This is a genomic window from Paenibacillus sp. J31R34, assembly GCF_059383715.1.
In genome coordinates, this window is sequence record NZ_JBXENU010000008.1 from 1 (window position 1) to 17328 (window position 17328).

The 17328-nt window shown below is 49.4% G+C and carries 17 protein-coding genes; 9 read left to right on the forward strand and 8 right to left on the reverse strand.

Annotated elements, in window-relative coordinates:
- Positions 1 to 280 precede the first annotated feature (280 nt).
- On the forward strand, positions 281 to 1549 hold the full coding sequence (gene ilvA / locus AC50YG_RS21350; RefSeq protein WP_473756155.1) for a threonine ammonia-lyase IlvA: 1269 nt from the start codon (positions 281 to 283) through the stop codon (positions 1547 to 1549).
- A gap of 22 nt (positions 1550 to 1571) precedes the next feature.
- On the opposite strand, the gene AC50YG_RS21355 is transcribed toward ilvA, so the two are convergent.
- Entirely contained in the window at positions 1572 to 2549 is a 978-nt protein-coding gene (locus tag AC50YG_RS21355) for an aldo/keto reductase (protein ID WP_494829400.1), read from the reverse strand.
- A 219-nt stretch (positions 2550 to 2768) separates the two neighbouring features.
- Here AC50YG_RS21355 and AC50YG_RS21360 point away from each other — a divergent pair, with 219 nt between their 5' ends.
- From AC50YG_RS21360 to AC50YG_RS21370, 3 genes are all read left to right on the forward strand, one after another.
- Positions 2769 to 4796, forward strand: coding sequence for a Na+/H+ antiporter (locus AC50YG_RS21360; RefSeq protein ID WP_494829402.1), 2028 nt, complete (start codon positions 2769 to 2771; stop codon positions 4794 to 4796).
- A gap of 136 nt (positions 4797 to 4932) precedes the next feature.
- A complete protein-coding gene (locus AC50YG_RS21365) occupies positions 4933 to 5535 on the forward strand; it encodes a TVP38/TMEM64 family protein (RefSeq protein ID WP_494829404.1) in 603 nt (200 codons plus the stop codon).
- 91 nt (positions 5536 to 5626) lie between these two features.
- A complete protein-coding gene (locus AC50YG_RS21370) occupies positions 5627 to 5938 on the forward strand; it encodes a transposase (RefSeq protein WP_473756153.1) in 312 nt (103 codons plus the stop codon).
- Between the two features lie 218 nt (positions 5939 to 6156).
- Here AC50YG_RS21370 and AC50YG_RS21375 read toward each other — a convergent pair whose 3' ends face one another.
- From AC50YG_RS21375 to AC50YG_RS21390, 4 genes are all read right to left on the reverse strand, one after another.
- Positions 6157 to 7242, reverse strand: coding sequence for an FUSC family protein (locus AC50YG_RS21375; protein ID WP_494829406.1), 1086 nt, complete (start codon positions 7240 to 7242; stop codon positions 6157 to 6159).
- Positions 7239 to 8369, reverse strand: a complete 1131-nt coding sequence (locus AC50YG_RS21380; RefSeq protein WP_473756826.1) for a DNA alkylation repair protein — start codon at positions 8367 to 8369, stop codon at positions 7239 to 7241. The genes AC50YG_RS21375 and AC50YG_RS21380 overlap by 4 nt, the downstream gene beginning before the upstream one ends.
- Before the next feature lie 205 nt (positions 8370 to 8574).
- The gene (locus AC50YG_RS21385) at positions 8575 to 9345 is read right to left on the reverse strand and encodes a sporulation protein (RefSeq protein ID WP_341280710.1); all 771 of its coding nucleotides are present in this window, start codon (positions 9343 to 9345) and stop codon (positions 8575 to 8577) included.
- Positions 9346 to 9434: 89 nt separating this feature from the next.
- Entirely contained in the window at positions 9435 to 11189 is a 1755-nt protein-coding gene (locus AC50YG_RS21390; protein ID WP_473756827.1) for an ATP-binding protein, read from the reverse strand.
- Between the two features lie 387 nt (positions 11190 to 11576).
- On the opposite strand from AC50YG_RS21390, the gene mscL reads away from it, so the two are divergent.
- The 3 genes from mscL to AC50YG_RS21405 all read left to right on the forward strand — a co-directional run bounded on the left by mscL (position 11577) and on the right by AC50YG_RS21405 (position 13385).
- Positions 11577 to 12083, forward strand: coding sequence for a large conductance mechanosensitive channel protein MscL (gene mscL / locus AC50YG_RS21395; protein ID WP_341280708.1), 507 nt, complete (start codon positions 11577 to 11579; stop codon positions 12081 to 12083).
- A gap of 89 nt (positions 12084 to 12172) precedes the next feature.
- Positions 12173 to 12805, forward strand: coding sequence for an NUDIX hydrolase (locus AC50YG_RS21400; protein ID WP_494829410.1), 633 nt, complete (start codon positions 12173 to 12175; stop codon positions 12803 to 12805).
- A 160-nt stretch (positions 12806 to 12965) separates the two neighbouring features.
- On the forward strand, positions 12966 to 13385 hold the full coding sequence (locus AC50YG_RS21405) for a hypothetical protein (protein ID WP_494829412.1): 420 nt from the start codon (positions 12966 to 12968) through the stop codon (positions 13383 to 13385).
- 176 nt (positions 13386 to 13561) lie between these two features.
- On the opposite strand, the gene AC50YG_RS21410 is transcribed toward AC50YG_RS21405, so the two are convergent.
- Positions 13562 to 13978, reverse strand: a complete 417-nt coding sequence (locus AC50YG_RS21410) for a hypothetical protein (RefSeq protein WP_494829414.1) — start codon at positions 13976 to 13978, stop codon at positions 13562 to 13564.
- A 168-nt stretch (positions 13979 to 14146) separates the two neighbouring features.
- Here AC50YG_RS21410 and AC50YG_RS21415 point away from each other — a divergent pair, with 168 nt between their 5' ends.
- Complete coding sequence (locus AC50YG_RS21415; RefSeq protein WP_494829416.1) at positions 14147 to 14692, forward strand: superoxide dismutase family protein; 546 nt, start codon at positions 14147 to 14149, stop codon at positions 14690 to 14692.
- Between the two features lie 110 nt (positions 14693 to 14802).
- Here the strand turns inward: AC50YG_RS21415 and AC50YG_RS21420 are convergent, their stop codons facing one another.
- Together AC50YG_RS21420 and AC50YG_RS21425 are read right to left on the reverse strand one after the other, a co-directional pair.
- Positions 14803 to 15354, reverse strand: coding sequence for a hypothetical protein (locus AC50YG_RS21420; protein WP_494829418.1), 552 nt, complete (start codon positions 15352 to 15354; stop codon positions 14803 to 14805).
- Complete coding sequence (locus AC50YG_RS21425; RefSeq protein WP_494829420.1) at positions 15351 to 16739, reverse strand: AAA family ATPase; 1389 nt, start codon at positions 16737 to 16739, stop codon at positions 15351 to 15353. The genes AC50YG_RS21420 and AC50YG_RS21425 overlap by 4 nt, the downstream gene beginning before the upstream one ends.
- Positions 16740 to 16968: 229 nt before the next feature.
- On the opposite strand from AC50YG_RS21425, the gene AC50YG_RS21430 reads away from it, so the two are divergent.
- Positions 16969 to 17277 (forward strand): hypothetical protein, encoded by a 309-nt coding sequence (locus AC50YG_RS21430; protein ID WP_494829422.1) that lies wholly within the window; start codon positions 16969 to 16971, stop codon positions 17275 to 17277.
- The last annotated feature ends 51 nt before the right edge of the window (positions 17278 to 17328 follow it).

Below are 17328 nucleotides of genomic sequence, written 5' to 3' on the forward strand. Positions count from 1 at the left end.
AGGTGAAACGGCTGTCGCCGTCCTTTGGCGGCGCAGCGCGTTTCAGTCCGAGAAATATAGAGAAAGGATAGAACCATCACATTCTTTCCTATATTTCAAGGTGAAACGGCTGTCGCCGTCCTTTGGCGGCGCAGCGCGTTTCAGTCCGAGAAATATAGAGAAAGGATAGAACCATCACATTCTTTCCTATATTTCAAGGTGAAACGGCTATCGCCGTCCTTTGGCGGCGTCGCGCGTTTGGAAGCTTTCGCAAAATGTTAATCCCGGAAGGTGGCCTCACATGGAATATTTATCATCTCATTCGCCTAGAGTTGGGCTTGAAGACATCGTTCACGCCCAAATGCATTTGAAAGACGTCATTCTCCGCACGCCCCTGCAATATAATCGCGTGCTCTCCGAGCGCTACGGCTGCAATGTCCTGCTGAAACGCGAGGATTTGCAAATTGTGCGTTCCTTTAAAATTCGCGGTGCCTACCATTTAATGCGTTCACTGCCGCCAGAGCGGCTTGCCGCAGGCGTCGTCTGCGCAAGCGCAGGCAATCATGCGCAGGGCGTTGCCTACTCCTGCCATGCGCTTGGCATCCCGGGCAAAATTTATATGCCTAGCACAACGCCGCGCCAGAAGGTAAACCAAGTGTCCTTCTTCGGTGGCGACAGTGTCGAGGTTATTTTGACTGGCGACACCTTTGATGATGCTTATGCAGAAGCCATTAAGGAGAGCGAGCGCAGCGGTACGGCTTTCATTCATCCGTTTGACGATTTGAAAATTATTGCCGGCAATGGCACAGTCGGACAAGAGCTGATGGAAGCGTCGGATACGGTGCCGGATTTTGTATTTGTGGCCGTAGGCGGCGGCGGCCTTGCTGCTGGTGTAGCTTCATATGTAAAAGCCATTTCGCCGGAAACGAAAGTGATTGGCGTAGAACCAGAAGGGGCGCAGTCGCTGCGCGAATCGCTAGATGCCGGGGAAGTCGTTACGCTTGAGCATATCGACAAATTCGTCGATGGCGCTGCAGTAAAGCGGATCGGCAAGCTGACGTTCGCGATCTGCCGCGAATTGCTCGATGATACCGTGCCTGTTCCCGAGGGCAAAATTTGTACGACCATGCTCGATCTCTACAATGAAAATGCGATTGTAGCGGAGCCAGCCGGTGCGCTGCCTATAGCTGCGCTAGAAATGTTCAGGGATCAGATTGCCGGAAAAACCGTCGTGTGCGTCATTAGCGGAGGGAATAACGATATTGACCGCATGCAGGAGATTAAGGAGCGTTCGCTCATTTATGAAGGATACAAGCATTATTTCATGTTAAATTTCCCACAGCGCGCGGGTGCGCTGCGAGAATTTCTCGATGATGTGCTCGGTCCGACCGATGACATCACCCGCTTCGAGTATACGAAAAAGCACAATAAGGACAATGGCCCGTCACTCGTCGGCATTGAGCTTAAGCACCGCGAGGACTATGAGCCCTTGATCAGTCGCATGCAGATGAAAGGCTATTCGTTCATCGAGCTGAACAAAGACCCTGTACTGTTCAATTTATTAATTTGATGATCGGCTGTTCTATCATCAATTACCAAGCGTAAGCTTTAGGCGCATCGCCGCCCGGTCCTGGGAAAATCTCATCGATACGGGCGAGCGTCGCGCTATCCAGCTCTAGCTCTACCGCACGAAGTGAGCGCTCGAACTGCTCCAGCGTGCGCACCCCAATAATCGGAGCCGTAACCGCCGGATTCGCCAGCAGCCATGCGAGCGATACGAGATCCTCAGGCTCACCCAGCTCATCGCAAAGCTTCGCATATTCATCCAGCTGCGACCGATGCTTGTCCAGACGTTTGGTGTCTCCACTGCGGCGTCCGCCATTATCCCTGCGGTGATTGCCCGCAAGCAGCCCCCCATCCAGTGGACTCCACGGAATAACGCCAAGACCGAGCGCCTTCGATGCAGGAAGCACCTCCAGCTCCGGCAAACGGCACAGCAAATTATATTTGTGCTGCTCGGATACGAGCCCCAAAATCCCTCTCGCTTTTGCTTCGCCCTGCGCCACAGCAATATCCCAGCCTGCAAAGTTGCTGGAGCCTACATACCCGATTTTGCCTTGCGAGACAGCCGTCTCAAATGCGCTCCACAATTCATTCCAATGGACGTTACGATCCACATGGTGCATCTGATACAGCTCAATATGATCCGTCTGCAGACGGCGCAGCGAGCCTTCCAGATGGCGGCGAATTTTATAAGCGGACAAGCCGGCTTCTCGGTTCGGCCCATCATGGTCATCATTCATATCGCCATATACTTTGGTCGCAAGCACGGTACGCTCACGGCGTCCGCCGCCTTGACTGAACCATTTCCCAATAATTTCCTCCGTACGTCCAGAGTTTTCGCCCCAGCCATAAATGTTCGCCGTATCAATAAAATTAATGCCCGCATCTAAAGCGGCATCCAAAATCCGGAACGCTTCCTTCTCATCTGTATCCACACCAAAATTCATGGTACCAAGGCATAAGCGGCTAACGCGCAAACCTGACTGACCCAAATAAGTGTATTGCATAAAAGAAAGTCACTCCTTCAATCATTTTTTTGATTGCCATACCCTTCCTATTATACATAACCGAAAGTCCATAACCAAGCTGAAAGCGCATGCAAAGCCTGCTGTTCCTCATAGGAAGCATTCAGGCCGATTATGGGTAAAATTTAGTTACACAGGTGAAAATAAGCCCGTCATGAGCGACAGCAGCAGCTGAACGCATTTACAAGAGAGGGTGATGGAATGGCTATATTTTCCTCCATATTAATTTTGCTTGCTCTGATCGGGCTGTCCAATATTATCAATCGGCATCTTCCGGTTGTTCCAGCTCCACTTATCCAAATTGCGCTTGGCATTGGGATTACGCTTCTACCGTCCGGCGTCCATATGACGCTGGAGCCCGAGCTATTTTTCATATTGTTCGTAGCTCCACTGCTGTATAACGATGGCAAGCACACGCCGCGCAATGAATTATGGAGGCTTCGCGCCCCGATTTTCCTACTCGCTGTCGGCCTTGTGTTTGTCACCGTATTTCTTATCGGCTATGCGATCCACTTTATGATTCCGTCCATTGCACTGCCAGCAGCGTTTGGACTTGCTGCCCTGCTGTCTCCGACCGATGCCGTAGCGGTCAACGCATTAGCGGGGCGGGTTCATCTGCCCAAGAGCCTGCGGCATTTGCTGGAAGGGGAAGCACTGATGAACGATGCCTCCGGGCTCGTCGCCTTTAAATTTGCGATGGCAGCTGCGCTAACCGGCACGTTTTCCTTAATGAAAGCAAGCATCAGCTTTGTCGTTATTGCAACGGGCGGCCTTGCGGTCGGGTGCGTGCTGGCCTTCCTGATTACAGGACTTCGCGCTGTTTTGCGCCGGTCTGGTCTGGAAGATCCAACGCTGCATATGCTTATCCATATGCTCACGCCATTTGCTCTTTATTTGACTGGCGAGCATCTTGGCGTATCCGGTATTTTGGCCGCTGTAGCCGGAGGCGTCGTCCATGCCGTTGAACGCGATGAATACGATAAGGCTCGGGCCCGGAATGATGAGGTGCCTGACCATACATGGTCGGTTATTTTGTACATACTGAATGGACTCGTTTTTGTCATATTAGGACTGCAAATACCTGTCGTCTTCAGTACCGTTTTTGTTAATCCTGCGATTAACTCGCTTCAGGTTACAGGCTATGCTTGCTTCATTTTCGTTCTGCTATTGCTTCTGCGATTTTTGTGGACGTACGCCTTTACAAGAGGGGGCCGCTTATTCGGCTCTGAGCAGCAGCGCGAGAAGCCTTCGTTCAAAATATTAGTTTTGACCTCGCTTTCTGGCGTACGCGGTGCCATCACGCTTGCCGGCGCGTTCTCCATTCCACTGTTTCTAGCCGACGGAAATCCGTTTCCCGAGCGGAATGTCATTATTTTTCTTGCGACTGCGGTTATTCTGTTATCGCTGCTCGTCGCGAGCACCGTGCTTCCGCTACTCGCAAGCAGCAGCGATACGGGTAATGTTTCAAAACGGACGGAGAAGGAGCGCCAAGGGCAGCTCAAAATGATGAATGCGGCCATTGAGGCCATCCACCAAGCGGCGAGCAAGGAAAATGAAGCGGAAACGGCTGCCGTCCTTGCCGAATATGAGCGTTGGTTCCGCATGCTGGAGCTTCAGAAGCCCCGGCTGACAACGAAGCAAGCGGATGAGGGGATCATTGATCTGCGCTTTGAGGCGTTCCGCATGGAGCGGGAAGCTGCCCGCCGCATGCTGGCACAAGGGGAAATCAGCGGGCAGCAGTTCGAACTGTTCGAACGAAGCCTCGAGCAGCTTGAGCAGATGCTGGCAGGACGCCGAAGCTTTTGGCCGATTATTATGAGAAAGCTGATGAGGCTCCCGCTGGAGATGCTCTCCCTCAAAAAATCGAAAGCGCCTGCCCATGCCAAGATAGGCCAAGCCGATCGCGAGGCGCTGAGAAGGACGAAGCTGCGAGCCTGCGATGCGGTTATCGACACTTTCGATAAGCGGCTGGACGAATCTGGCTCGGAGGAGCGGAGCGAGCTGATCAGCCATTACCATTTTATAAAGGAAAAGCTTCAAAAGCCGATATCGCCGAAAAAGAATGGAGGCGACGCTGACGTGCAGCGCGATTTGCATTGGGTTGCCATTCAGGCGGAGCGGGTCGAGGTGCAAACCTTGTATGAGCGCGGAGAAATCAATCGGGACCTTGCCAATAAGCTGCGGCAGTTTATCCGCAACCGCGAGGCGTCTATTTTAGAGCAGGGGTAACGAGCTCGAGCTGGCAGGGCTGGCTTGTTCCACATGCGGGAGCTTGGCATCTACCACTATTTTCTGGTATTGTTTAGCCATACGATGCCTTTTAGAACGGCTGATATTTTGATCAAGTGAGTGAGGGTGTTAACGTATGGCGTTGCTGCAAAATTGGATAGAACAAATAAAGCATATGGATTTAGAGCATCTGCAGCGCACGCTGGAAAGCTATCGGGAATTCGGACCGCTGCTTGGCATCCTTTTACCTCTGCTGGAGGCCTTCCTGCCCTTTCTGCCTTTGCTCGCGATTGTGGCGGCCAATGCCAATATTTTCGGCCTATGGTTCGGCTTCTTATTTTCCTGGATTGGCGTTTCTGCTGGGGCCATCAGCGTTTTCTGGGTCGTGCGCAAGCTCGGGAAAAATGTCAAAGCAAAAGTCGAGCGTCGCTTTCCGAAATCTGGGCGGTTCTTCGAATGGATCGAGCATCGCGGCTTTACGCCGCTGTTCCTGCTCGCCTGCTTTCCATTTTCGCCGTCCTCGCTCATTAACATTGTGTCGGGCTTAAGCGCCGTGCCCTTCCGCACGTTCATCATCGCAACCCTTCTCGGCAAGGCGGTCATGATTTTATGCGTATCGCTGCTCAGCTTTGATATAGGAAACTTCGCCCATGAGCCTTGGCGCATCGTCGTTGCCTGCATCGTCATTGTGCTGATGTGGTTCGGCGGAAAGCGGCTGGAAAAACGTTATATCCATTAGCACTCATACATATTCCCTTTTGAGGCATGCTATAGCAGAATGACCCGCCGTCATGTTGGACGGACTATGCAGGCCTGGAAAGGGAGATACGATGAACGAACAGCAATTGGACCAAGAACAGCAGCATCAATACAATGAGATGAAGCCGATGTCGGGCGAGCCTGTTGAAGTGGCGGGTGTATACCGCAACGATTGGAATCGTGAAGAGAAACTGGAGCGCGGCGAGGTGTTTCCAGCCGATCCCCAGATGGGGACGGCGACTTGGCGGCTGGTGGAGCTGGACTTCGACAACCATCATGAAGGGCGGACCGATCCGCGGCTCATCCCCAAAGACGATGACAATGATCCCGAAGCCCATATGCAGCATCCAAGACGCCATGAGGGCAGCAATAAGACCGAATAGCTTATGGATTGACTGACGAACAATAGCAAGGCAAGGTGAAACGGCTGTCGCCGTCCTCTGGCGGCGCAGCGCGTTTCAGTCCGAGATATATAAGCGTAAGTATAGTATGAAACTTATACATTTTTATATTTTGAAAAATAAAAAACCGCCTCTTCGTCAAATGAACGATCATTTGACGAAGGACGGTTTTTTTTGCACTCGCCTTTATTCAGCTGCTGTTATTCCTGTGCGCTAACCTTGGCCTCTCTGCCGCTGGCATTCTTTTCTGCCGTCCATTCCTCGGTGGACATACCACGCTGCTGGACCTGATCCACGATCTTCTCCAGCCTCCGCAGATGGTAGGCATATTCGAAAATAGCCGACGCGACGAACACAAGACGCTTATGCTCGTCCCGCCCCTCGCGGAAATAATCCGTCAGGTCGGTAATGAGGCGGGCTTCACGCTCCTCCTCCGGCTCGAAGCTCAGGTTCGGCTTCATCTTGCCTTCGATTTTGAGCAAAATCGATTCGTGGTATTTGGTCAGCTCCTCAATCTGGTGATCGAAGCGCTGCGCCCATTTCCCAGCCTCGGCAGCGGCAAAATAATGCTCCTCCACAGCCTCAAGCAGATCAACGCCCTTTTGCAGCGCCTTAATTGTCTGCTTGGAGACGAGCAACTGCCTAGCATGGCTTTTTTTAGCCTGGGCAAGCACCTTGCGCTCTTCCTCAAACAGGGTGTAGCGATCCTCCAGCTTACGCACCGACACATGCAAGGTTTCCTTCTCCTGCCGGAACACGCTCTCCTTCATTTCATTGGAAACGGCGGTTCGCAGCAGCAAAGACATTTGCCCGTAGGCGAGATGCACCTGTTCCGTGAATTGCTTGCGCGGGCGTGGAGGAAATACGAGAACATTAATCGTAAAAGCGGCCCCCATACCCGTAAGGACCATTAAAAATCGCTGCAGCGCCACGTCTAATCCTTGTCCATGCGCTTCCATAATAGCAATGACCATAACAAGGGTCACTCCGATGGTCGTTTCCATTTTCAACCGAATACAAATAAGGATAACGGCGATACAGACGAGGCCCACCGCAATCGGTGTATGACCAAACACCTTCATCGCAGCAAGGGCAATTCCTGCGCCAAGCAGGTTCGTCTGAATTTGATCGAGAATTTGCTGCCAGGAACGGTAGATAGAAGGCTGAATCGTCAAAATAGCAGCTACTGCCGTAATAAGGCTGGACGGAAAGCCGAAAAACTGGCTCAGAAAAATCGCCAGCGTAACGGACAATCCGGTCTTCAGCACGCGGGCTCCAATATTCATTTGCTGCGCGCCTCCTCCAGCTGCAGCTCCGTATCCGCAACCTGCACCCCATTCACCCATAGCGTAATGCGGTGAAGTCCCGAGTAATGCTTGCGCGTCGTCAAGTCGGCGAAGCGGTGCACACGCGACAGCGTCACTTCCGCTCCTCCCCCATACTCGCGGTCAGACAGCAGGAAACGCTTCTGCGAAGGCTTGCCCGAAGCTTTAATAAAATCAATGCCGTATTCGATTCGCAGCTTGAGCGCATCTCCATCCCGCAGCTTCATTACACAGCTCAACCGCGCTTCGTCGCCTATATGCAGGGCCCCAGGCACTGCCCGAAGCTCGGCATGCACCGTCAATGAAGCGCCACTCCCGCCAGCTTCGCCTTCTGCGGCGGCATAGCCGAACAGCTCCATCAGCGCTGGATTCGCCTGCTTCACCAGCGTGCGGCAGCCGCGCCTAATAATCCAGTCTGTCAGCGGATTATTGCCGGACCACTGCTGGGCGAGCGCCACGACCACATCGGGATGGTCTTTAGCGATATCATTGAGATTGTTTGCCACGCTTTTGCGGACATAGAGCGAAGGATCGGCTTTCAGCTTGTCCAGCAGCGGAAGAATCGGCTGTGGATTGCGCTTGAACATCGGCAGCGCCTGCGCCCAAGGCAGACGCGGGCGCGTCCCTTCACTCGCCAGTCGGCGTACATGCTCATCCTCATCATCAGCCCATATCAGCATTTGCCGCATCATGCGCTCAGGCTCAGCAAGCAGAAAGGGGCGTACGGCAAACTCCCCCGTCGAATAACGGGTGAACCGCGCCAGCGCCTGCATCGAACGGTCAAAATGCTGCGGTGCCATTCCGTACACTTCCACAAAATCCGGGAAGAAAATATAAGGCAAACCACGGCACTGCGAGTCGATCTGCATCAGTACCTCAAGCGCGGCCTCGTAATCGCTCGGCAAGAAATCGCCAAGTGCTTCGGTAATCCGCCGTGAGCGCGCCTTGAGCGCCAGCTCCTCCCATTCGCCAGCCCTTACTGCCGCCGTAAAGCCTGCCAAATCAAAAGTCGGCAAAGCCGTGCGCACCAGCGCTCCAAAATCTTCTATGAATAAGCCATCGTATAAGGCTTTTAGCGGTTCTGCCATCGTAAGCTCCTCCAGTATAATCAATCATGCTCCATCTATTATGCCATAACCCGCAACCGGAAGTAATAGCAACAAATCAAACCGCCGTGCCTATCGTTATATTGAAAAACAGCCCGACCGCCGCGTCATAAACTCGCGGCGGGCAGGCTGCTGCTATTTGCTATGGCGCTTCTGGCCTCAGCACCTCAGATTCGGCGCTTCTAGGCTAAGCATGCCGGGCGATTATGTTTTCGAGCTGGCTCGCAATCGCTTGCGTCCCGGCTTGCAGATGCTCCTGCGTAAAAGCGACGCGGACGAACGTTTCATCCGTATTCATCGCTTCAGCGAAGAAGCCGCCAAGACCGCGCGCTTTGCGGTCAATTTGCAGCAGCAGCTCGATCTGTTGAGCCTCCGGATAAAGAATAACCTCCAGCTCGTCAAGCTTGCCGCGGAACTGCCCTCCGGTTGGAACAAATTCCAGCTCCTGCACGAAAGGCAGCGAGCGTCCCAGCCTTGAAGCGTATTCGCAATCTGCTTCACGCAGACGGAAGCCAAGCTGCTGAACTGCTTCCAGCACCAGGCCCATCGCTGCATTTGGCACGACCTCGATGCGATCGTTATCGCCGGGATCGATGGCACCGCGAATGTCCAGCTCGGTTCTCACCCATATTGGCGTTTTCCCTAATGTGAGCGGAGTTTGAAAAGGCAGTTGGAAGGAAAACGGCACTTCGCGATTTTCTCCGGCTTTCAGCTCAAATGGCTGGCTGACCGGATATTTTCCAATAACACAGTTATGTCTGTGCTTCTGGTCATTGCTCTCACGGATGTATTCGGTCATTACAGACAGCTCGATCTTCTCAATGCGCTGCTCCACGCTTCCGCCGCGAATTTGTACGACGCCGCGTACTTCCTCACCTGGCGAATAACGGGATTTTTCCAGCAAAGTATCAATTTTTGCCGAGCCAATGCCAATGCTTGCTAATAACCGATTAAACATAAGGACACCTCACCGAATAATTTTTTTGTAGCTATTCGGTTGTACGTCGAGCCTTCTCCTTGCGTTGCAAAAAATGTGCGGTTTCATATTCATGTATTTTCTTCCGGGTCTTTGCGATAGGGAAGCTGAATAATAAAGGTCGTCCCTTTCCCCATAATACTGTCCGCCTTGATGCTGCCGAGATGGTTGTCGACGATTTTGTAGGTAACCATGAGGCCAAGTCCCGTCCCTCTATCCTTCGTCGTATAAAAGGGCTGGCCGATCTTGGAAAGCTGCTCCTTCGCAATGCCGGGACCTTCATCCTGAATGCGAATGACGATTCGCGACTTTTGCGCAAGCTCTAGCGTAATGAGAATGAGACCGCCGCCAGCCATTGCCTCGATTGCATTTTTGATAACATTGATAAACACCTGCTTGATTTGATTTTCCACGCCGAAGACGTATAGCGGCTCCGCAGCCATATTCAGCCGAATTTCGATATTGTGCATAATGGCCTGCGTCTCCAGCAGCGTCACCGATTCCGCCATAATCGGGCGCACATCCCTGTAGCACAGCTGATAAACCTGCGGCTTCGACAGCATCAGCAGCTCGCTCACGATGGATTCAATTCGTATCAGCTCGGATTTCATAATTTCATAATAATGATTGTTGCTGCGCCCAGAAGCAATGAGCTGGAGAAACCCTTTCAGCGAAGTGAGCGGATTGCGAATTTCATGGGCAATTCCCGCAGCCAGCTGGCCTGCGATGTACAGCTTCTCAGAATTGATCAGAAGCTCCTCATTTTTTTTGCGCTCCGAAATATCGCGGATAATGACTTGATAGGCTAGGCTGCCCGTATGGCTTGTGCTTGTTCGTACCAATTCCGTATGCAGCAGCTTGCCATGCACAGTTCTCCAGTCCAATTCGACAGGCTTTTGGCGCAGCAAATCCTCGTTCTCCTCATCGCCCAGCAATTGGCGAATTTCCTCATGATGCTTCTCGTGAAGAAAATCGTAGATCGACTCGCCGATCAATTCATGCTCGCTGTCTGCCTCAAACATCCGTAAACCGGAAGGATTGAAATATTGCCATTTCCCCTCTTTAATAATCGCAATCGTATCGAGGGAGTTTTCGACCAGCAGCTTGTAATTGGCATCGACCATACTGTACTTGCGGCTGAACATCCAGGTGGATAGGCAGAAGCTGAATATGAGCATTGTGGCAATGCCCAGCAGAAACGACATGAGCATCATGGAATCGTTCATGCTGTCGGTCGTATAGACATTCACATACTCCACCTTCATTGCCTGCATGCCTATCGTGTGCATAATAATCATCGACAGACCGAGAATAAGGCAGCTAATCAGCTTGCCATCCTTTCCTCTGCTTTCATACAAATTAAAGGCGACCAGCGCTCCTAGAAAAGCAGCTATGATCGATACCATGAACAAATAATGATCCAGCTCATAGCTTTTCACCGGACTACCCAGCAGATTTAAATAGTGCAGCGTCGTTGAGCCAACAGCGAGCAGCAGGCTGCTTAACACCTTCCTTATCGATCTTGGCCAGCCACTTTCGTAAATGGATATTGAAGCATAGGTAAGAGCCATGCAGCACAACAAAGTGTAGAGCATAGTCCAATCCAAAACTAATGGATAAGTCGATCCGAATATGGCCAGCACATGCATCGTCCAAACACCTAGCCCAAATACGAAAGAACTGCCGAACTTGCGGCTGAATGCTACTATTTTGCTGCCTGATGGCGGGTAACCAATCATGCTGAACAGCGTAAAACAGGCAAAGCAAACAATCATAAATGAAAACAGTGTAAAAAAGGGATTCCCTATAACGAATTGGTGATTCATAAAACTCCTCAAATATCCATTAATTTACTCACAATACTGAAATTCGACAATATCCAATAAAATCCTCTCTTTTTACATATCTTTTTTCACAAAAAAAGCAGAAAATGATGCAAAATGGCGAATAAGTGTCGCTCCTAGACTAGGGTTCCACTACCATTTTCAGAAATGCACATCGTACCGAAGCTGATTCCTGTAACCAAAATGACAAGGAAAATTGTTATTTTATGTAATTTTAGGATTATCTTTTTATGCGACTGCTTTAGGAATGGTGTTTCTGGCTTGTTTTATATACAATAAAGAGCAATCAGCGCTTTTGCATGGCTGCATTTGTTGCGCTCGCTTATGCCATGTTTTCGGGCAAGCTCATTTTATAAAGGAGAGATTTTGATGAAAATTGTACAGGAATTTAAGGAGTTTGCGATTAAAGGCAACGTCATCGACCTCGCAGTCGGTGTCATTATTGGCGGAGCCTTCGGCAAAATTGTCACCTCGCTTGTGAACGACATTATTATGCCGCCGATTGGACGGGTTTTGGGCGGAGTCAATTTTAAGGACTTATTCATTAACCTCGATCCCAAGCATACAGAGGAATTGAAAGCTGTCGGTACCGTTGTCCGCTCGCTCGACGATGCATCGAAAAATGGCATTGCCGTTATCGCCTACGGCCAGTTTATTAATGTGATGCTGGACTTCTTCATCGTAGCTGCCTGTATTTTCTTCCTCGTTAAAGGCATTAATATGCTGCGCCGCAGCAAAGCAGAGGAGGCTCCCGCCGAAGCTGCTCCTACGGAAAAGGACTGCCCTTACTGCTTGTCCAGCATTCCGCTGAAAGCGACTCGCTGCAAGCACTGCACGTCTCAGCTTGAAGCTGTGGATTCGGGACGCTCTCACTAAGGGCTGCGAGGAATTTAGCGGTACTTTATTTCGTCGCAGTCTCTAAACGCGCAAACTGCCCTATTTTTTTATACAAAGGAGTTCGTGCAATGACAGAGGAATATTTTGATATTTATGACGAGCAGATGAATCCAATCGGGACAGCTACACGCTCGGAGACGCATGCGAAGGGCTACTGGCACCGCTCCTTCCACTGCTGGCTCACACGCAAGGAGGAAGACCGCCGCTACGTTCGGTTTCAATTGCGCCAGTCCAGCAAGGATACTTGTCCGGACTGCTACGACATTACCGTCGCCGGCCATCTCTCGGCAGGCGAAACGATGCGCGACGCCGCACGCGAGCTGCAGGAGGAGATTGGCGTAACCGCCAGCTTTGGCGACCTGATCCCGCTTGGGCAGCTGCGTGAGGATACCGTAGGAACGGCTGGCGGCGTCAGTTTCATCGACCGCGAGGTCAGCGATGTGTTCGGCTTCGTCTGTTCCTTGCCGCTGATGGAATTACAGCTGCAAGCCGAAGAGGTGGCCGGCGTGTACGAGGCCGACCTGGAAGAGCTGCTCCAGCTGTTCGAGCACGAGCGGACGGAGCTGATGGTATCAGGGGTGGCTGTAAGCCCGGACGGCAGGCAGACGCCTTCCGTAAAGAGCGTGCGGGTAGAGCAGTTCGTACCGCGCAAAGCGGAATATTACGCAAGCGTAATGCGCGCCTTGCGCGATTGCACGTAGCAGCTGAAGCGGCCCCGCCAGTGGAGCGCTGCTGCGGCACAGGGCGGTTTTGGCTTTGACTTTGAATCTGGCTCTGGCCTTGGCTTTGCCTTTGGCCTTTAGCGTCAGCGCGCTGGCCCCAGGCATTTTCCCAGTTGCGATACCACTGGTCGATTAGCCCGTGAATTTGATAAAACGTCGTATGGCGCGGTGCCAAATCGAAATCATTGATTTCCGGCTCATTCATCAGCTGGGCCGAAATCATATGCATACAGCCATGAATGCCGCTGGATTCGATGTAGCTGCCCAGCTCATCCAGCGTATTAAAGGAGCGCGGATTATTTCGAATGCGATTTTCCGCAGCCGGATTATAGCAAGGAGCGCGGCGTATAGCCTCCGGAATTTCCGGCCACGGCGCAATCAGCCTGCTGTCATAGCCTTGGCTGTTATACCAGCTGTACACGCGGTTAATATAGTCACGGTGAAAACGCAAAAACTGATCACCGAATCCGCGAGGCGGAATGGTGCCGGGCGTTACATGATGCGTATGGTGCCATACAGCATGCTCCTGAAGCAAAGGTGCGGGGAAATTCGGAATTAGCGGCATCGTTCGTCCCCTCCATTATAATCGTTGTCCATGCTCGTTTTGTCTGCCTAACCTTGCTGTCCTATCGTATGCCGATTCGCGCAGCACGGTGACAGAATAGAGCATAACAAGAACCGCCAAGCCCTCGGAGGGCCTGGCGGTTCTTGTTTATTCTGGCATCTAATCGCGGGCTAGTAGCGGTTATTGTTTTCTCTTTTGATACAAATATCAAACGATATTGTAACCTCGTGGTCTCTGCCGAACGAGCAGCAGATTCTAACGCAATCGGAACGCTGCGTGCAGAAGAAGTGAACGACTTTACAATCGCAGCCGATAATGTTTTGAACGGCCCGGGCATCATGGCAGCGGATCGCTTTTACCAGCTTTTCGGCAACCTCTTCATTTTCCAGTCGTTTGAAAATTTTGCTTAATACTTTACCAGCATCCTGTACCCCTTCAACTGCCGGATCTCTGCGATGACAACCATTGCTTCTGTTTTCATTTGCTGACTCTTGGCGTTGACAGGAGCAAGAAGAAGTACGAGCCCGTTTCGATTGGCGCGACGCTGATTTAATGTTTTTCACCTGGAATTTCGATTTAACTGACATTATATATGCCACCTCTCTCATGGTTTCTGATATATCATATGCAAATAGAGTAGAGAGGTATGGACATGTATGCTATGACAAGCGCATATATGGGATTCCTTGATTTCCGCATAGGCAAGCGATTGACGGGGCATATTAAATGGCATCACTGGAAATGGAGGAAAACTTATGTTTATTCAAAAAACCATATACGTCACAACGCTCTGCCTAGCACTAGGGGGCGCTTCCCTCCCTATGGCACATGCCGCTGTAAAATCGATCCCCACTACGGAGATCAAGCTGGACCTCATGAATAGCAAAGGTGCGGTCATTGGCAAAGCAAGCCTGCAGGAGCAAGCTGACGGTGTACATATTCGCCTTGCGGCGGAGCAGCTCGCACCCGGCATGCACGGCATCCATTTTCACGAAACCGGGAAATGCGAGGCTCCCGAGTTTACGTCGGCGGGGGCTCACTTCAATCCGCTAAGCAAGCAGCACGGGTTCAGCAATCCCAAAGGCTTCCACTCTGGCGATTTGCCCAATATTCAAGTAGACGCTACCGGAAAAATCGAAGCTGAGATCATTTCAAAAAATGTGACGCTCGCCAAGGACGCACCTAACTCGCTGATTAAATCAGGCGGCGCCGCTCTAGTTATTCACGAGAAAGCAGATGATTACGTCACCGATCCATCCGGCAACTCGGGTGCTCGCATCGCCTGCGGCGTGATTAAATAAGTTATGCTAAAAAACAAGCGCGAACCCCCCTCACAGGGGTTCACGCTTGTTTAAAATTTAATATTACTTGTATACTTTTTAACTAATGATTCCATTCTAAGCATGCCCAGTTATTTCAAAAAATCTACTAATGCATAGGCCCGATTGCTATCTTCTTCTGCAACCTTCTTACCTTTGTTATCGTGATAATTAATAATTAGCCTTGCCGTACGTTTTTTCGGGATTTTTCGAGTAGTAAATAAGAGGTACCTAAACTCCAACTGCTCATTTATAGCTCCTTTAAAATGAAGCTCGATGGTCTTGACAATGAATTGAACAAAATTCTCACCACTGCGTAGCTGTTTCATAGAAGTGGATAGGTTTTTAGACTTCAATTCTAAAAGCAATATAAATATTTTACCATCCTTCTCCGCAAAAATTATGGCGTCATTTTTGCCTTTCAAACCTGTTCTTTCTGAGAAGTAGGGAAATGGGTTGGAATTATCAATATCTAATGTGAAGCTGAATATTCTACCTGTCTTTTTAAAGCTCACGAAAGAACCAAGGGAGGAATTACCGCTATTATTCTTATCCTCTCGGATTGTCAATAAATTATTATTGTCCGGGAATATCCTATAAGATCGAGCTATAATCTGTTCAAGGGCATCAAGCATTTCACTCAATTCTCTAGCCCCTCCCTTATCGCTAAGTATATTTCATCAACCGAATCATTATATTGGTTTATGACATCATCAAATGTTTCTGCGATTATGCCTTCCAAATCATCTATTTCCATCGGTTTGATTTTATTATCAATAAATACATAAGGGGATATATCCTCTTGCTTTAAAATTTCGCTTTCCGAGTATTTATATTTTTTCATCAACTCAATTTTATCAGGGAAGTCCTTTCCTAACATTAGCAGATTATTAAACTCTTTAATTATGTAATCACTATGGGTTGATATTAAAACATTTATCCCCCTATTAGCTAATTTAGCCAAAATCCTTGCCATTTTTCTTTGATTATCAGGATGTAAGTTTAACTCTGGTTCGTCTATAATAAGTGTTTGGCCTTTCTCAGCCATATAACTCAAATAAAATACTAAACCGAACAATGTTTTAGCAGTAGACGATGCAACATGGAGTTGTATACCCTCGTTTTTCGACTTCGATGCTTTTCCCTTGTCGTTCATCTGCTGATACACGATGTTTTGGTTTTCAATAACATATGAACCCTTGATAATACTGCTTTGAAGTTCACTTGCCAAATCTTTAAATTCACTTTCTACATTCGAATATCTTTCTAGGCGATTCAGAAAGGTAATGTAATCCGAAATCGGAGTAGAATAGGCCGTAATAACTTTATTTAAATGCGATTTAAACTGTTCAGGCTCATTTAACATATCAATTCCAATTTTGTGGACTAGTTCATTTCGGTTAGCATTTAGCTCTTTATAAAATAAATTTAAACCTGATCTTTCAGCAGGTAGTATAAATACATCATTTTTAAAATGTTTAAAAAGAAAATCATCTAAATCAGACTTCATGAGCATCTTTACAAAAGGGTTACTAAACCTCTCACCATCATCTTTGTAAAAATAGGAAATAACTGCTTGAGCATTACCCTGTTCCTTATTCACTTCAAAAGCAAACAGAAAATTTCCAAAGGTCGTACCCCCTTTCAAACCAGTATTCATTACATAATTCTTAAAGCGTTCCTTATCAAGGTTCACCTCTACAAGGCTTTTCTGGAAAGCATTTTGGTTCGTGCCAAATATTTTATATAAGTCTGAGGAAAATTCTTTATTAATGGCTGAAATTCTTTCATCATAGTTTTCCAGATAATCATTAAAATCAACTTTAATTTCACCCTCGTTATCTAAATCAGCCGAATCTATAGTTGGGTAAGTACCCTCTACATTCGCGAGGTGCTTAAGTAATCCGTATATCGCATAGCTTGCATACGTTTTACCTGTATTGTTTTCTCCAGCAAGAATCGTCAGCTTGTTTAACTTAACCGTTCCGTTCTTGATAGATCCCAGATTCTTAAAGCTTACCTCTAACATATATGGCACCTCCGTCATTCTGACTAGCCTTACCCTATTCATTTTCTCCTAAAAAAGGGGCACTTCATACCTATGATTACCCTCCATATTTTATCAGTTTTAGTCCTAAAAAGCACGATGTTCCGCCTTTATCTACCTACATGGCATCATCCCTTCCTCTCCCGCATATAGCTTAACTTAGGATGAAACTCCCTGCTGGCATACTGCGGGGCAAAGGAGCGATGTTCATATGACAGAGCAAGCAAAAGCAGCGGAGCAAGCGGCGGCTGTGCTGTATCAGGCAGAGCCTGCGCATACGGCTATGGTTCAACAAGTACAGGAGCAGATTCACCGTTTGTGCCACGGACATATGCACCGGCCCGTGCGTGTGCACACGATGGATGGCCAAGTGTACGAAGGCTATATTGCACATGTCGACCGCTGCCTGCTGTATTTGCATTGTACCGTGCAGGACCCGCGCGCCTTCATTCCTCCACAGAATGCCATTCTTCCACTCGTTCTCTACGAGCTGCTTGTCATTACCCTGCTTTACACGTAAAATGCTGTTCTTCTCCCGTTCATAACCCCATGCTATAATAGTCACAGCTTA

What these genes read in the sequence shown, in the direction of transcription:
- AC50YG_RS21430 (WP_494829422.1), top strand. Translation starts at nt 16,969, where the DNA reads ATGACAGAGCAAGCAAAAGCAGCGGAGCAAGCGGCGGCTGTGCTGTAT.
- AC50YG_RS21425 (WP_494829420.1), bottom strand. Translation starts at nt 16,739, where the DNA reads ATGTTAGAGGTAAGCTTTAAGAATCTGGGATCTATCAAGAACGGAACG.
- mscL (WP_341280708.1), top strand. Translation starts at nt 11,577, where the DNA reads ATGAAAATTGTACAGGAATTTAAGGAGTTTGCGATTAAAGGCAACGTC.
- AC50YG_RS21390 (WP_473756827.1), bottom strand. Translation starts at nt 11,189, where the DNA reads ATGAATCACCAATTCGTTATAGGGAATCCCTTTTTTACACTGTTTTCA.
- AC50YG_RS21375 (WP_494829406.1), bottom strand. Translation starts at nt 7,242, where the DNA reads ATGAATATTGGAGCCCGCGTGCTGAAGACCGGATTGTCCGTTACGCTG.
- AC50YG_RS21415 (WP_494829416.1), top strand. Translation starts at nt 14,147, where the DNA reads ATGTTTATTCAAAAAACCATATACGTCACAACGCTCTGCCTAGCACTA.
- AC50YG_RS21370 (WP_473756153.1), top strand. Translation starts at nt 5,627, where the DNA reads ATGAACGAACAGCAATTGGACCAAGAACAGCAGCATCAATACAATGAG.
- AC50YG_RS21410 (WP_494829414.1), bottom strand. Translation starts at nt 13,978, where the DNA reads ATGTCAGTTAAATCGAAATTCCAGGTGAAAAACATTAAATCAGCGTCG.
- AC50YG_RS21385 (WP_341280710.1), bottom strand. Translation starts at nt 9,345, where the DNA reads ATGTTTAATCGGTTATTAGCAAGCATTGGCATTGGCTCGGCAAAAATT.
- AC50YG_RS21400 (WP_494829410.1), top strand. Translation starts at nt 12,173, where the DNA reads ATGACAGAGGAATATTTTGATATTTATGACGAGCAGATGAATCCAATC.
- ilvA (WP_473756155.1), top strand. Translation starts at nt 281, where the DNA reads ATGGAATATTTATCATCTCATTCGCCTAGAGTTGGGCTTGAAGACATC.
- AC50YG_RS21365 (WP_494829404.1), top strand. Translation starts at nt 4,933, where the DNA reads ATGGCGTTGCTGCAAAATTGGATAGAACAAATAAAGCATATGGATTTA.
- AC50YG_RS21360 (WP_494829402.1), top strand. Translation starts at nt 2,769, where the DNA reads ATGGCTATATTTTCCTCCATATTAATTTTGCTTGCTCTGATCGGGCTG.
- AC50YG_RS21355 (WP_494829400.1), bottom strand. Translation starts at nt 2,549, where the DNA reads ATGCAATACACTTATTTGGGTCAGTCAGGTTTGCGCGTTAGCCGCTTA.
- AC50YG_RS21380 (WP_473756826.1), bottom strand. Translation starts at nt 8,369, where the DNA reads ATGGCAGAACCGCTAAAAGCCTTATACGATGGCTTATTCATAGAAGAT.